The organism is Nocardioides palaemonis, assembly GCF_018275325.1.
Lineage (GTDB): Bacteria > Actinomycetota > Actinomycetes > Propionibacteriales > Nocardioidaceae > Nocardioides > Nocardioides palaemonis.
The window spans coordinates 1028487-1041191 of the sequence record NZ_JAGVQR010000001.1 but is presented as its reverse complement, the minus strand read 5'-3'; the positions used below and the strand labels follow the sequence as shown (position 1 = coordinate 1041191).

At 72.0% G+C, this 12705-nt stretch carries 13 protein-coding genes; 2 read left to right on the top strand and 11 right to left on the bottom strand.

What is annotated here, in order from left to right; genetic code table 11:
* From KDN32_RS05015 to ftsE, 8 genes are all read right to left on the bottom strand, one after another.
* Positions 1-975, bottom strand: a complete 975-nt coding sequence (locus KDN32_RS05015) for a carbohydrate ABC transporter permease (RefSeq protein WP_211730978.1) — start codon at positions 973-975, stop codon at positions 1-3.
* 76 nt (positions 976-1051) lie between these two features.
* On the bottom strand, positions 1052-2344 hold the full coding sequence (locus tag KDN32_RS05010) for an extracellular solute-binding protein (RefSeq protein WP_211730977.1): 1293 nt from the start codon (positions 2342-2344) through the stop codon (positions 1052-1054).
* A gap of 38 nt (positions 2345-2382) precedes the next feature.
* Positions 2383-3516, bottom strand: coding sequence for an ROK family transcriptional regulator (locus KDN32_RS05005; RefSeq protein ID WP_211730976.1), 1134 nt, complete (start codon positions 3514-3516; stop codon positions 2383-2385).
* A gap of 254 nt (positions 3517-3770) precedes the next feature.
* Positions 3771-4637, bottom strand: a complete 867-nt coding sequence (locus KDN32_RS05000) for an amidohydrolase family protein (RefSeq protein ID WP_307853719.1) — start codon at positions 4635-4637, stop codon at positions 3771-3773.
* Positions 4638-4641: 4 nt separating this feature from the next.
* Positions 4642-5121, bottom strand: coding sequence for an SsrA-binding protein SmpB (gene smpB / locus KDN32_RS04995; protein ID WP_211730975.1), 480 nt, complete (start codon positions 5119-5121; stop codon positions 4642-4644).
* Positions 5122-5203: 82 nt separating this feature from the next.
* Positions 5204-6475, bottom strand: coding sequence for a M23 family metallopeptidase (locus KDN32_RS04990; protein WP_211730974.1), 1272 nt, complete (start codon positions 6473-6475; stop codon positions 5204-5206).
* Positions 6476-6583: 108 nt separating this feature from the next.
* A complete protein-coding gene (ftsX, locus tag KDN32_RS04985) occupies positions 6584-7495 on the bottom strand; it encodes a permease-like cell division protein FtsX (protein WP_211730973.1) in 912 nt (303 codons plus the stop codon).
* A 46-nt stretch (positions 7496-7541) separates the two neighbouring features.
* The gene (gene ftsE, locus KDN32_RS04980) at positions 7542-8231 is read right to left on the bottom strand and encodes a cell division ATP-binding protein FtsE (protein WP_211730972.1); all 690 of its coding nucleotides are present in this window, start codon (positions 8229-8231) and stop codon (positions 7542-7544) included.
* Between the two features lie 127 nt (positions 8232-8358).
* Between ftsE and KDN32_RS04975 the strand changes: the two genes are divergently transcribed.
* Together KDN32_RS04975 and KDN32_RS04970 are read left to right on the top strand one after the other, a co-directional pair.
* Complete coding sequence (locus KDN32_RS04975) at positions 8359-8865, top strand: SigE family RNA polymerase sigma factor (RefSeq protein WP_211730971.1); 507 nt, start codon at positions 8359-8361, stop codon at positions 8863-8865.
* A complete protein-coding gene (locus KDN32_RS04970; protein ID WP_211730970.1) occupies positions 8858-10111 on the top strand; it encodes a hypothetical protein in 1254 nt (417 codons plus the stop codon). Before KDN32_RS04975 ends, KDN32_RS04970 begins: the two co-directional genes overlap by 8 nt.
* A 13-nt stretch (positions 10112-10124) precedes the next feature.
* On the opposite strand, the gene KDN32_RS04965 is transcribed toward KDN32_RS04970, so the two are convergent.
* The 3 genes from KDN32_RS04965 to KDN32_RS04955 form a co-directional block, all read right to left on the bottom strand.
* On the bottom strand, positions 10125-10427 hold the full coding sequence (locus tag KDN32_RS04965; protein WP_211730969.1) for a ribosomal protein L7/L12: 303 nt from the start codon (positions 10425-10427) through the stop codon (positions 10125-10127).
* Between the two features lie 23 nt (positions 10428-10450).
* Positions 10451-11566: a peptide chain release factor 2 gene (gene prfB, locus KDN32_RS04960; protein ID WP_211730968.1), complete on the bottom strand. Its 1116-nt coding sequence runs from the start codon at positions 11564-11566 to the stop codon at positions 10451-10453.
* 262 nt (positions 11567-11828) lie between these two features.
* A complete protein-coding gene (locus KDN32_RS04955; RefSeq protein WP_211730967.1) occupies positions 11829-12635 on the bottom strand; it encodes an NPCBM/NEW2 domain-containing protein in 807 nt (268 codons plus the stop codon).
* Positions 12636-12705: the final 70 nt, after the last annotated feature.

Below are 12705 nucleotides of genomic sequence, written 5' to 3'. Positions count from 1 at the left end.
TCAGGCCTGCCTCTCCTGGCGCAGCATCGCGCGGACGTAGGGCGCCGTGAGCACCACCGTCAGGGCGAGCATGAAGACCGCGACGGCGGCCGAGGTGCCGAAGTCACCGCCGCCGATGCCGAGGCGGTAGATGTAGGTGCCGAGGAGGTTGGTGTCGCGGGCCGAGCCGCCGGCCTCCTGGAGGATGTAGATCTGGGTGAAGACCCGCAGGTCCCAGATGACCTGGAGCAGCGCGACGACCAGCAGCACCGGCCGGATGGTCGGCAGGATGATCGAGGTCAGCCGCTGCCAGGCGGTGGCGCCGTCGATCTCGGCCGCCTCCTCGAGCTCCTCGGGCAGCTGGGTGAGCGCGGCGTAGACGGTGAAGGCGACGAACGGGACGCTCATCCAGACCACGACGACGGTGGCGACGAAGAAGAACGAGAGCGGCCGCAGCAGCCAGCCGTGCCCCTCGTAGTCGGCGCCGAGCTGGGTGAGCAGGTAGTTGACCACGCCGTACTGGGTGTCGAAGAGCCACTGCCAGACCGTCAGCGACGCGACCACCGGCATCGCCCAGGCGAGCAGCAGCCCGGTCTGGGCGAGCAGCCGCACCCCGCGCGACATCGACCGCATCACCAGCGCGAGCCCGACGCCGAGGAGCATCGTGAGCGCGGCGTTGACCAGGCAGAACACGATGGTGCGGGCGGTCACCCGCCACAGGTACGCGTCGGTGAGCAGCGCGCGGTAGTTGTCCATCCCCACCCACTCCGGCGGCCGACCGAACTGCTGGGCGAGCCCGAACTCCTGGAACGACAGCACCAGCTGGCGCACCAGCGGGTAGCCCAGCGCGAGGGCCAGGGCGAGGACGGCCGGGACGAGGAGCGCGTACGGCAGCGGGTCGCGGCGACGCGGGGCGGGGGGCTGGCTCACCGGTGCCTCCTCCTCCGGTCGCTGCGGCCGGTGGACGTCGGGTCGGCCCGTGGTCTGGGTGCTCATCCGGTCCTCATCATGGCGTGGGCAGGCCTCGGCGGGGGCAGCGGACGCGCCGCCCCCGCCGGGGCCGATCGGTGGGTCAGCCGTTGAGCTGGCCGCTCATCTGCTCGTCGGCCTTGGTCGCGAGCTCGGTCACGTCACCGCCCTGGGCGATGGCGCTGAACAGGTCCTCCAGGACCCGCGAGCCCTCGACGTTGGCCCAGCCGGGCGCGGCCGGCGTGAGCTTGGCGTTGGACGCGGCCTCGATGGTCGCGGCGGCGTACTCGTCGTCGCCGAGGAGCGAGGCGAGCGACTCCTTGGCCGGCGTGAGGCCGGCCTCGGCCATGATCGTCTGGTAGTCGTCGCTGAGCATCAGCGCGACCGCGTCCTGCGCGAGGTCCTGGTTGGGGGACTTCGCGGCGATCGCGATGTCCGAGCCGCCGAGCAGCACCGGGGCCGGGGAGCCGTCGGCGCCGGGCAGCGCGAAGACGCCCATCTGCTTGGCGAAGGTGTCCGGGCAGCCGGTGTCCTCGGCCTCGATCAGGCCCTTGACCCAGCCGGGCGTCGACATCATGCCGACCTCGCCGGCGCAGAACGGGGTCCACGGGTCGGCCTCGTTGCCGTCCTTGGGCGCGCCCGACGCCTGCTCGAAGAGCTCCTGGGCCATCTCGAGGCCCGCGACCGACTCGGGCGAGCTGAGTGCGGGGCTCCACTCGCCGCCGTCCTCGGTCGCCAGGTCGCCGCCGGCGGCCCAGACGAACGCGGCGCCGTTGCGCCAGTCCTGGCCGGGGAACCAGAAGCCGGAGAAGTTCGCCGGCTTGGGGTTGGCCTTCTTCAGCGCGACGGCCGTCTGGACGAACTCGTCGAGCGTGGTCGGGACCTCGAGGCCCGCGTCCTTCAGCAGGTCCTTGCGGTAGAAGATGTACTTCGAGCCCGCGTAGTAGGGCACCGCGTAGGTCTCTCCGTCGACGGTCGCGCCGTCGACGAAGCCCGGCAGCAGGTCGTCGCCGCCGAGGTAGCCGAGCGCGTCGGTCATGTCGGCGAACGCGCCGGCCGAGGTGAAGGTCGGCGCCTGGGTGTTGCCGATCTCGACGACGTCGGGGGTCTCGGACTCGCTGGACAGCGAGGTGGTCAGCTTCTCCACCAGCCCGTCCCACTCCTGCTGCTCGATCGTCAGCGTCGAGCCGGGGTGGTCCTCCTCGAACGTCTTCTTCAGCCAGTCACGGGCCTCCTGCGGGGTGTCCGTGCCGTTGAGCCAGACCCGGATGTCGGCCGACTCCGGCCCGCCGTCGTTGTTGCCCGACGAGTCGTCGTCGCTGCCGCACGCGGCGAGCGAGGTGACGGCCAGCGCAGTGACCGCCAGTCCGGTCAGCGTCTTCTTGATGCGCACCACGGGTGTCCTCTCGGTGGGTGGGGTGGTGGGGCGGGCGTTCACGAGACGCCCAGCTCGCCGGCCAGGACCAGGACCGCCGCACCGACGACGACGACGTCCTCGCCCAGCTTGGAGGTGCGGACGGTCAGGCCGGCCGAGCTGATCGGCATGGTCCGTTCGCGGATGGTCCGGTCCGCTGCGTCGAGCAGCGGTCCGTCGAGCAGCTCGGTGGGGCCGGACAGCACGACCTCGTGGAGGTTGAGCGCGGCCACGATGGGGGCGACGACCTCGCCCAGGCGGGTGCCGACCTCGGCCAGCACGGCAGCGCCGTCGGCGCCCGGCACGGAGGTGCGCCGGCGCAGCCGCGGGGCGGAGAGAACTGTCTCCAGGCAGCCGGTGCGTGAGCAGGCGCAGGCCTCGCCGTCGGGGTCGACGACGACGTGGCCGATCTCGCCGGCGGCGCCGAGGTGGCCGTGGAGCAGCGACCCGCCGACCACCAGGCCGGCGCCGACACCGGTGCCGACCCTGATGACCATCAGCCCGCCGTCGCCGGAGTCGCCGAAGGTGTGCTCGCCGAGGACGGCGGTGTTGGCGTCGTTGGCGACGAAGACCGGCAGGTCGAACTCGTCGTCGAGGCGGGCCGCCAGCGGCAGGTCGGTCCACGCGAGGTTGGGCGCGTCGACGACCGTGCCGGCGCTGTCGACGATGCCGGGGCTGCCGACGCCGATGCCCAGCACCGGGCGGTCGGTCATGGCCCGCAGCGTGGTGACCAGCTCGACCACGAGGCGTACGGCCTGCTCCCCCACCGCGCCGTCGACGTGGACGGTGTGGTGGGAGAGGACGGTGCCGGCGAGGTTGACCACGGCGCCGGTCATCCGGTCGGTCTCGGAGAGGTCGAGCGCGATGACGTGGTGGGAGTCCGCCGCCAGGCCGACGAGCGTGGGGGGCTTGCCGACCCGGCTCTCGGCGGGGGCTCCGAGCTCGGTGACCAGCCCGTCGGCGAGCATCTCGCCGACGAGGTCCGAGACCGTTACGCGGGTCAGGCCGCTCGCCCGGGCGAGGTCGGCACGGCTGGCCGGGCCCTCCCGGAAGAGCTGCTGGAGCAGCAGCGAGCGGTGGTGGCGGCGCGCGTCCTCCTGGAGGAGCTTGCCCTGGGGCCGCAGCGGGCGGCCGACCGGTGTGTGCGGGGTCACATTAGTTAGTTCACCGCACTTACTTATGCCGCGTCAAGGGGTGGCGGTGGTCGTCCGGACCGGTCCAGACCACACGGCCTTCCCCGTGGGGGGCGGGCGGTGAGCCACCCACATTCCAGCGGTCGCGAATGTGGCTGACGCACCGCCGACCGGCGCGCCCGCGTACGACACGCCCGGGGGCGGTGCCACACCCACCTTCCGACGGCTACGAATGTGGGTGGCACACCGCTCGGACAGTCACCGAGGGTGGAACGTCAGCCGAGCACGGCGACGGTGTTGTCCCAGCAGACCGCGCGCAGCCAGTCCTCCCCCAGGTCGAGCCGCGCGAGGGCGTCGAGCTGGACGGCGTAGGGGTAGGGGATGTTCGGGAAGTCGCTGCCGAGGTGGACCCGGCCGGCCAGCCCGAGGTCGCGCAGCCGCGGCAGCAGGTCGGGCGGGTACGCCCCGCCCATCTCCTCGAAGAACGGCGTGAACGCCATCGTCGTGTCGAGCGCGACCCGCTCGTGGCCCTCGGCGAGCGCGAGGAACTCCGCGTACTCCGGCGCGCCGGCGTGGGCGACGACCAGCCGCAGCCGGGGGTGGCGGCGCAGCAGGTCGGCGACGGGTCCGGGGCCGGTGTGCTCGGTGGGCACGGGTCCGCTGCCCGCGTGCAGCACGACCGGGGCACCGGTCTCGGCGAGGATCCCCCACGCCCCGTCGAGCAGCGGGTCGGTGACGGTGAACGCCCCGACCTGCACGTGGACCTTCCAGACCTCGACGGTCGCGCTGCGCTCCGCGACGTACGCCGCCACTCCCGGCTCGGGGAAGAACGTGCCGCACACCGCGGCCTCGGGGACTCGCTCGGCGAAGCCGGCGGCCCAGTCGTTGAGGAACTCGGCCATGTCGGGCTTGTGGGCGTAGGGCAGCGCGGTGAAGCGGCGCACCCCGTACGAGCGCAGCACCTCGACCAGCGCGTCGTCCTCGTCGCGGTAGTGCAGCGGCCAGGGCCGGCCGATCAGCGGGCCCGCGGAGTCGAACTGGGCGCGCACCTTGGCCATCACCCGCGGCGGCAGGAAGTGGGTGTGCAGGTCATGCAGGCCGGGGATCCCGAGGTCCTCGGCGAACGCGCGCGGGTCGGTCACGCGGTCAGTCCCGGTGCCCCTTGAGCCGGCGCTGGACCGCCTCGACCTTCTCCCGGTTGGCCTGGCGCTCGGCCAGGGTGTGCCGCTTGTCGTAGGCCTTCTTGCCCTTGGCCAGGGCGATCTCGACCTTGGCCCGGCCGTCCTTGAAGTAGAGCGACAGCGGGACGATCGTGTAGCCCTTGTCGGTGATCTTGCGCTCGATCTTGTCGATCTCGGAGCGGTTGAGCAGCAGCTTGCGGCGCCGCCGGGCGGCGTGGTTGGTCCACGTGCCCTGGCTGTACTCGGGGATGTGGACCCCGAGCAGCCACGCCTCGCCGTTGTCGATCTCGGCGAACCCGTCGACCAGCGAGGCACGGCCCTGGCGCAGCGACTTGACCTCGGTCCCCATCAGGACGAGCCCGGCCTCCCAGGTGTCCTCGATGTGGTAGTCGTGGCGCGCCTTCTTGTTCTGCGCGACCAGCTTCTGGCCCTGCTCCTTCGCCATGGCCCCAGTGTCCCAGAGCGTTCCAGTCAGGTGCACGGCGGTTTCGAGGCTCGCTGCGCTCGCACCTCAACCACCGAGGTCGTCAGAACCAGGGCATCGGGTCGACGGCCTTGCCGTTGGCCATCACCGTGAAGTGCAGGTGGCAGCCGGTCGACCAGCCGGTGCTGCCCTCGTAGCCGATGACCTGGCCCTCCTGGACCTGGTCGCCGACGCCGACGTTGTAGCTGCTGGCGTGGTTGTAGATCGTGGCGACGCCGACGCCCGCCATCGCGCCGTTGTCGATGATCAGCCGGTGGCCGTAGACGTCGCTCCAGTACGACGACACGACCCGCCCGGGCGCGGCGGCTCGCAGCGGGGTGCCGCAGCCGCCGCCGAAGTCGACGCCGTCGTGCAGACCCCAGTAGTGGTAGATCGGGTGCTCGCGGTAGCCGAACGGCGAGGTGACGTAGCCGTCGACGGGCTTGAGCAGCAGGCCGGTCGACGAGCCGCTGGACTGCGAGCGGGCGTGGGCGCGCTGGCGGGCCAGCGCGCGGGCGGCGCGCCGCTTGAGCATCTCCTCGATCTTCTTCTGCTCCGCGAGGTGCTGGCGCAGCTTGGCCGCGTCGCGGGCGCGGGCCTTGCGGGCGCCCTCCTGGGCGTCGCGGCGCTCGATGACCAGCGAGACGACGGAGTCCTTGGCGGCCTGCTCCTCCGCCTCGAGGGTCTGCATCAGCGTGAGGTGGTCGGCGGCGGCCTGCCGCTTGGCGGCCACGTCGTCGCGGGCGTCGGAGACCTGCTGCTCCTGGACCTGCAGCAGCACCTCGGCCGCCTTGAGCTCGTCGTACGCGCGCGCCTCCTGGCCGACGATCACGTCGCGCACGCCGTCGCGGCGGGTGAGCTCCTCGGTCGACTCCGCCTCGATCAGCGAGGAGAACGCGATCAGCTCCGGGTCGCCCTCGGAGTACATGTCAGCGACGGTCGTGGCGACCTTCTCGCGCTGGGCCTCGGCGTCCGCCTGGCCCTGGGTGAGCGCGGCCTCGGCCTCGACCAGCGCGGCCTCGGCCGCGGCGAGCTCGGCCTGCATCTCGGCGTCCCGCTCCTGCGCCACCGCGACCTTGCCGCGCGCGGTGGCGAGCTGGGTCTTGGCGGTGACCAGCTGACCCTTGGCCGCGTCGAGCCGGGCCGTGGCGGCCTGCAGGTCGGCGCTGGACTCGTCGAGGTCGCGCTGGGCGCCCTTGACCTCCCGCTCGACCTGCTTCTGCTTGTCCTTGAGGTCGTCGGCGGCCTGCGCGACCGCGAAGGAGGACACGCCCAGCGCCATCGCGAGCGCCATCGAGGTGGCCAGACGACGGTGGGCGGTACGGGGCAGCGTCAAACGGGGAAGGGGACGCACCGGGGGGAGCCTTTGCGTTGGGGAAGCGGGGAAGGGTGGCCTCCCCCACCGTCCGGCGCGGGAGGTCGAGGAGACGCTAACCCGCGCCGATCAGACTTTGAGGTATTTGCGCGTCAGCACGAGTGTCGGGAGCAGCGTGAGCAGCGGACCGAGCACCGCGACCGACCCCATCGCCAGCAGCGTCTCGTTCCAGCCGATCCACGGCACGAACTTCAGCCGGTTCTGCGACAGGTCGTCGATGCCGAACTGCATGAACGCCGCGAGCGCGCCAGCAGCCAGCGCGACGCCGATCAGCGCGGTCACCAGCGCCTCGAGCAGGAAGGGCAGCGCGATGTAGAGCGTCGAGGCGCCCACCAGGCGCATGATCCCGATCTCCTTGCGCCGCGCGAACGCCGCCAGCCGGATGGTGTTGGCCACCAGCAGCAAGGCCGCGAACACCAGGAAGGCGGCGGTGCCGAGGGCGACCCACTGGAGCATGTTGATCGAGTCGAGGATCGGGGCGACCTGCTCGCGCATGTCGCGCACCTTCGACACCCCGTCGAGGCCCTGGACGGCGCTGGTGATGCCCTCGTACTGCTCGGGGTCGTCGAGCGTGATCCACACGGTCTGCGGCATGTCGTCGGCGGTGATCGCCGGGTTGTCGCCGGAGAACAGCTCGTCGCCGTAGAGCTCGCGCGCCTTGTCGAGCGCCTGCTCGCTGGACTCGAAGTGGTAGTCGGCGACCTCCGGGTTGTCGTCGACGACCGCAGCGATCGCGGACTTCTGCTCGTCGGTGACCGCGTTGGGGCACACCGCGCTGCTGTCGTTGACCCGGCAGAGGTAGACCGTGATCTGCAGCTGGTTGCCCCACTGCTCGGCGGCCTTGGCGGCCTGCTGGTTGAACATCACGCCGAGCCCGACGAGGGTCAGCGACACGAAGAGGGTGAGCACCACCGCGAGGTGCATCGACAGGTTGCGGCGCAGGCCCTGGCCGAGCTCGGAGTAGACGTAGCGAAGCTGCATGGAGGGGAGGCTCTCGATCTGCTGTCTGCTGTGGCTGGTGGGGAGGTCAGTTCTGGTGGCCGTAGACGCCCTGCGCCTGGTCGCGCACGACGTGGCCGTTCTCGAGCTCGATGACGCGCTTGCGCATCTGGTCGACGATGCCGGCGTCGTGGGTGGCCATCACCACCGTGGTGCCCGTCCGGTTGATCCGGTCGAGCAGCTTCATGATCCCGACCGACGTGGTCGGGTCGAGGTTTCCGGTGGGCTCGTCGGCGATGAGGATCATCGGCCGGTTGACGAACGCGCGCGCCACCGCGACGCGCTGCTGCTCGCCGCCGGAGAGCTCGTCGGGCATCCGGTCGCCCTTGCCGCCGAGGCCCACCAGCTCGAGGGTCTCGGGGACGACGTCCTTGATCTCCTTGCGCGACTTGCCGATCACCTGCAGCGCGAAGGCGACGTTCTCGCTGACCGTCTTGTTGGGCAGCAGGCGGAAGTCCTGGAAGACGGTGCCGATGTCGCGACGCAGCCGCGGGACCTTCCAGCTCGCCAGCCGGTTGATCTCCTTGCCGGCGACGTAGACGCGCCCGGTGGTCGGGCGGTACTCACGCAGGACCAGCCGCAGGAAGGTCGACTTGCCGGATCCCGAGGAGCCCACGAGGAAGACGAACTCCCCCTTCTCGACGTCGACGGAGATGTTGTCGAGCGCCGGGTGGGGGTGGCCGGGATAGGTCTTGGTGACCTTCTCGAAGCGAATCACGGCGTCGAGGCTACGTCAGGGGTGGAGGCGATCCGCGAATTCCGGCCGCGCTGCAACCCGTGAGGCTGGTGACGCGTGTTGGCTGGGTGACGGCACCCGCTCGGGGTGCCCGGACGGGGGGAACCGGATGCACGACGGCGCCGAGGGCGACTTCGCGGAGTTCTACTCGGCGACGTGGCCGCGCACGCTCGCCGTGACCTACGCGCTCACCGGGGACCGCTCCGCGGCCGAGGAGCTCGCCCAGGAGGCCTACGTCAAGGCGTGGACCCACTGGCGCAGGGTCTCGGCCTACGACCAGCCGGCCGCGTGGGTGCGCCAGGTGGCGACCCGGCTGTCCGTGAGCCGCTGGCGACGCAGCCGCGTCGCCGCCGGCTGGCTGGCCCGCTCCCGGCCCGGCGACCCCGCGCCGCCCCCGGACGAGACCTCGACGGCGCTGGTGCAGGCGCTGCTCCGCATCCCGGAGGCCCAGCGCCGCGCCGTCGTCCTGCACCACCTCGCCGACCTCCCGGTCGACGAGGTCGCCCGCATCGAGCACTCCCCCGTCGGCACCATCAAGGCCCGGCTCTCCCGCGGACGCACCGCCCTCGCCCAGCTGCTGGCCGACGAGCCGAACGGAGCCCACACCCATGTCTGACCACGAGCACCTCGACCCCCGCCTCGACGCCCGCCTCGACGACGCCTTCGCGTCGTTCACCCGCGACCTGGCCCACGCCCCGTCCCCCGGCGCCGCCGCCGCGATCTCCACCGCCCGCCGCCACCGGCGTACGCGGGTCGGCGGGGTCGCCCTCGCCGCCCTGCTGGCCGTCGGCGGCGGGCTCGCGGTCCCCGGCCTGGTCGGGGCGGGCGACGGCGTCGCCGCCGGCGGCGGGTCGGCCCGCTTCGACCGGGACGCACTGGCCGCCGCCACGGACGGCTGGATCGGTGAGTGGGAGGACTGGGAGCGGTACTCGCCGTGGGGCGGCGGCAGCTTCGGCGCGGAGTCCTGCGCGACACCCGCGAGCGCGACGTCCGCGCCCGAGCCGACCAGCACCGGCGTGTCCCGGTTCGTGAGCCACTCGGGGTCCTCGGCCGTCGTGGTCGTCGAGGGGTTCGCCGACGCGACCACGGCCGACGAGGCGCAGGACCGTGCACTGCCGGCCCCCGACACCTGCGGCACGACGACGACGTACGACGTCGACGGGGTGGAGGTCCGCCACGACTCCATGCCGTCCGACGGCGACGCGGCCGACGACATGTGGCTCGGCGACGTCTGGTCGGCCCGGATCGGCGACGCCCGGGCCGAGCTCCAGGTCGTCAACGACACCGGGGTGGCGGACGACGCGACCGCCGAGCGGGTGGCCGAGGCGCTGGTGGCGGGTCTGCGCGACGGCTGGACCCAGGAGTCGGACGACGTCGTGCCTCAGCCCGAGGGGAAGGGCGACCTGCCTGCCTGGCCGGGCGCCGACGTCGAGCGCGCGCTGGCCGGCTGGCACGCCGCGGCACGGATGACCGCCACCGGCACGCCCCACACCCCGTGCCTGGGCGAGAGCCTGCAGTCCGGCGCGGTGTCCACCGAGGCGGGCGGCACCCCGCAGGGCGTCACCCACCGGTTCGCGGGCTACGCGGACGACACGAGCGGCCCGGAGAAGGTCGAGACGATGCTCGCCGAGCTCCGAGCGTGCCGCGATGCGCAGATGCGCGTCGAGACGCTGCCCAACGGCGTGCACGTGGCGACGTACGACACCGGTGGCGCGGCGGGCAGGGCTGCCCTGTGGTTCGCCGCCGAGGGCGACCGCGCCGCCCTCGTCGCCGTCGAGGGCGCCGACCGCCCGATGCCGCCCGGGGTGGAGCAGGACGTCGCCGACGAGCTGCGCGCAGCCCTCGGACTGCCCTGGGAGTGAGGTTCCGCCGGCCTCAGCCGGGCATCGCCTCGACGGCGTCCTTGGCTTGCTTCAGCCCGACACCGGTGTGCTCGCGGTAGACCTTGATCGCGTGGATGGTCTTGCCCGCGCGGCGCAGCTCCTGCACCTCGGCGAGCCACGGCTCGACCGCGACCGGCGCGTCCGCTGCGGGCGCGCCGGACGGCGTACCGGCCGCGAGCAGGCCGGCGAGCTGGGCCTCGAGCGCCGCGACCCGGCGCTCGAGCGCGTCGACCCGGGCGCGGTCGGCGTCACCGACCTGCAGTCCGACGACCTCGGGCTTGCTGAAGAGTCCCATGGCCGGAGCCTACGGCCGGCGCGTCAGGCGTCGACCTTCTCCGCCCCGCGGCGCCAGCGGATGCCGGCCTCCATGAAGTCGTCGAGGTCGCCGTCGAAGACCGCGCTCGGGTTGCCGGACTCGAAGCCGGTGCGCAGGTCCTTGACGATCTGGTAGGGGTTGAGCACGTAGTTGCGCATCTGGTCGCCCCAGCTGGCGGCGACGTCGCCCTTGAGCTCCTTCTTGAGCGCCGCCTCCTCGGCCTTCTGCTTGGCGAGCAGCTTGGCCTTGAGGACGACCATCGCGGACGCCTTGTTCTGCAGCTGCGACTTCTCGTTCTGGCAGGACACGACGATGCCGGTGGGGATGTGGGTGAGGCGCACGGCGGAGTCGGTGGTGTTGACCGACTGGCCGCCCGGGCCGCCGGAGCGGAAGACGTCGACGCGCAGGTCGTTCTCGTCGACCTCGACCTCGTCGGTCTGCTCGAGCACCGGCACGACCTCGACGGCGGCGAACGAGGTCTGCCGGCGGCCCTGGTTGTCGAACGGGCTGATCCGCACGAGGCGGTGGGTGCCGGCCTCGACCGACAGGGTGCCGTAGGCGTAGGGGGCGTGGATGGCGAACTCGGCGGACTTGATGCCCGCCTCCTCGGCGTAGGACACGTCGTAGACCTCGACGCCGTACTTGTGCTGCTCGGCCCAGCGCGTGTACATCCGCATCAGCATCTCGGCGAAGTCGGCGGCGTCGACGCCACCGGCGCCGGAGCGGATCGTCACGATCGCCTCGCGCTCGTCGTACTCACCGGACAGGAGCGTGCGGATCTCGAGGGACTCCACCGACTTCTTGATCCGCGCGAGCTCGGCCTCGGAGTCGGCGAGCGTGTCGGCGTCGCCCTCCTCCTGGGCCATCTCGACCATCAGCCCGAGGTCCTCGATGCGGGCCTCGAGCCCGGTGTAGCGGTCCATCTCGCCCTGGAGGGCGGAGAGGCGCCCGGTGATCCGGGTGGCGCTCTCGACGTCGTCCCAGAGGTCGGGGGCGGCGACCTGCTCGCCGAGGTCGGCGATCTCGCCGCGCATCTTGTCCAGGTCGAGGACCTGACCGATGGTCTTCATGGTCGCCTGGAGCTGCTTGATCTCTTGGTCGAAGTCGATGCCTGCCACGAGAGCAAACACTACGGCCACCACCCCCGAGGCGCCCGATCACCGTCGCTGCGGGGATCACATCAGCACGCCCGAGCCACGGAAGTAGGCAGTTCGATGGCGAGCGACCGCGACCACGCGTGGGCCTGCGGTGCCCGAGCCCGAACTGCCTGCTGTGGTCGTCCGCCCCCGGGACGAGCAACGGCGGGCACCGACCGGGCCTGTGATTCCCGGTGGTGCCCGCCGTTGCGGACCGTGCGGTCGTGCCGCGATCAGGAGGTGATCAGCGGGTGCAGAGGACCTCGGGGGTGGCGACCGCGGCGGTGGCGGCCGTCGGGGCCGTGGCGGGAGCCGTGGCCACGGCGTCGATCTTCAGGCGGAACGCGTCGGAGATGTCGACGGTCTCGTCGGCGAAGATGGTGCCGACCGCGAGGTCGTGGGCGACGACGACGGTGCCGTCGGCGCTCACGGTGACCGCACCGGTCGCGCCGGTGGCGGACTCGTCGCTGAGGGCGTAGCTCGCGCGCAGCTGGGTGCACTTGCGGCCCAGCGTGTACTCGATGGTCGACGCGGTGTTCGCGGCCGAGGTGAACAGGCTGGCGCCGTAGAACTGCGCGCCGATGTTCACGCCGCCTGCGGCGATGTTCGTGCTCGGGCCGGCGGTGCGGTAGGCGAGGTTCTCCCAGCGGTAGACCTGGACCTCGACCGGCTTGCTGAAGCCCTTCTTGATGCCGTTCGACCCGGGCTTGAGGACGCGGTACTCGCGCGACCCGGGGGTGGACGGCTTGTCGGTCAGCTTGTAGGTGCCGTTCTTCTTGATCTTCGCGGAGCCGGTGACGGTCCACTTCTTCTTGTTGCCGACGCGCTGCTGGAGGATGACCTTCTGGCCCTTGGCCTTGGGCGACACGCGGCCCTTGACCTTGACCGTGTCCTCCTTGGCGATCGCGACGTCCTTGTTGACCTTCGCGGTCACCGAGTAGGACTTGCCCGCCTTCGCGTGCACGGCGGGCGCCGCGGTGCTCGACGCCGCGAGGGCGAGGGGGCTGAGGGCGAGGGCCGCGGTCGCGGCCCAGGTGATGGTGCGGTTCATGGGAGTCCCCGTCGTCGTGTTCGTTCGGCCTCGTCGAGGCCCGTACGGACAGGGAGACTATGCAGAAGGG

Coding starts and splice junctions, on each gene's coding strand:
- KDN32_RS04975 (WP_211730971.1), top strand. CDS start 8,359: ATGCACGACGGCGCCGAGGGCGACTTCGCGGAGTTCTACTCGGCGACG.
- KDN32_RS04965 (WP_211730969.1), bottom strand. CDS start 10,427: ATGGGACTCTTCAGCAAGCCCGAGGTCGTCGGACTGCAGGTCGGTGAC.
- KDN32_RS04955 (WP_211730967.1), bottom strand. CDS start 12,635: ATGAACCGCACCATCACCTGGGCCGCGACCGCGGCCCTCGCCCTCAGC.
- KDN32_RS05015 (WP_211730978.1), bottom strand. CDS start 975: ATGAGCACCCAGACCACGGGCCGACCCGACGTCCACCGGCCGCAGCGA.
- ftsX (WP_211730973.1), bottom strand. CDS start 7,495: ATGCAGCTTCGCTACGTCTACTCCGAGCTCGGCCAGGGCCTGCGCCGC.
- KDN32_RS04970 (WP_211730970.1), top strand. CDS start 8,858: ATGTCTGACCACGAGCACCTCGACCCCCGCCTCGACGCCCGCCTCGAC.
- smpB (WP_211730975.1), bottom strand. CDS start 5,121: ATGGCGAAGGAGCAGGGCCAGAAGCTGGTCGCGCAGAACAAGAAGGCG.